Source organism: Arthrobacter sp. Y3223164 (assembly GCF_059091005.1).
This window is the reverse complement of sequence record NZ_JBNHGF010000580.1, coordinates 1-1,294: the sequence shown is the minus strand read 5'-3', so window position 1 is coordinate 1,294 and position 1,294 is coordinate 1. Positions and strand designations below refer to the sequence as shown.

Here is a 1,294-nt window from a genome sequence, read left to right as displayed (position 1 = left end):
GCCGTTCGCGCGGGCGAAGCCGGCGCGGCCATGGTCCCGATCGAAAACTCGGTCGAGGGCGGCGTCAGCGCCACGCTGGATGCCATCGCGGGAGGCGAGCCGCTGCGCATCATCGGCGAGGAACTCGTGCCCATCCGCTTTGTGCTGGCGGTCCGGCCCGGAACCGAGCCGGGAGACGTCGCGGTGGTGTCCACCCATCCGCATGCCTGGGCGCAATGCCGTGCCTGGGCCGCCGCGAACATTCCCCAAGCGGAATATCTGCCGGCGTCCTCGACGGCGGCGTCCGCGGTGGGACTGCTGGAGCCCGGGGCCGGCTACGAGGCGGCGATCTGCTCGCCGCTGGTGGCCCGGCAGCGCGGGCTGCGCGTGCTCGCCGAGGATATCGGCGATATTCCGGACGCCGTCACCCGGTTCATTCTGGTGAGCCGCCCCGGTGTCCTGCCCGCTCCGACCGGCGCCGACAAGACCACCCTGGTGGTCCCGCTGCCGCAGGACCGTCCGGGGGCGCTGGGGGCAATCCTGGAACAATTTTCCAGCCGGGGCGTGAACCTGAGCCGGATCGAGTCCCGCCCCACCGGCCAGTTTTTGGGAGATTATTTCTTCAGCCTCGATGCCGAAGGCCACCTCGCCGAGGAGCGGGTGGCCGACGCCGTCCGCGGGTTGCACCGGATCAGCCCCGGCATCCGGTTCTTGGGCTCCTACCCGCGCGCCGACCGCCGCGGACTGAGTGTTCCGCGCCGCAACCAGGACGAGGCATTCCGGGAGGCCGACCGCTGGGTGCAGGACCTGCTGTCGGCCCGCTGACCGGCCCTGCCGGACTGTCGACCCGCGGTTATGGTCAGTATGCTGAGGAAAACCGCACCTGCGAACCAAGGATCGGAGCACAATGACGCAGCAGAACGACAGGGACCAGTACCAGGACGGGGAGCCGACGCCGGTGGAGGCGCTCAACCAGACTCCGAGTGAAAACCGCGCGGGCGACCTGGGGGACCAGGGCAACGACCTGCGCTTCGCCGAGGAGCAGCAGTTGATCGACCAGCAGGCGGCCGGCGAATTCCCGGTTCCCCGGGACGAAGACCTGCAGCAGCCGGATGCGGATGTCCCGGCGCTCGAAGCAGACGAACAACCCATCGACGTTCCGGGCGAGGAACTGCACAACACCGACCGGGCCGATGCCAGCGACGATCCGCTCAACACCGGGGGCGACGACACGTAAACACCTCCGTTCCGGGCGGCCGCCGGCCCAGGTGGCCTCCCGGCCGCTGCAGACCCAAGCCCGCCGGCCCAGGTGGCC

At 70.2% G+C, this 1,294-nt stretch carries 2 protein-coding genes; both read left to right on the top strand.

All coding sequences use genetic code 11. The annotated features are described in order from the left end of the window. Nucleotides 1–804 (top strand): prephenate dehydratase (gene pheA, locus AC5RUJ_RS16570; protein ID WP_494156282.1); only part of this gene is annotated, 804 nt, incomplete at its 5' end. Nucleotides 805–886: 82 nt separating this feature from the next. Next, a complete protein-coding gene (locus AC5RUJ_RS16565; RefSeq protein ID WP_494013383.1) occupies nucleotides 887–1,216 on the top strand; it encodes a hypothetical protein in 330 nt (109 codons plus the stop codon). Nucleotides 1,217–1,294: the final 78 nt, after the last annotated feature.

Excerpts from the sequence above, each read along its gene's own strand:
- AC5RUJ_RS16565 (WP_494013383.1), top strand. The coding sequence starts at position 887 with ATGACGCAGCAGAACGACAGGGACCAGTACCAGGACGGGGAGCCGACG.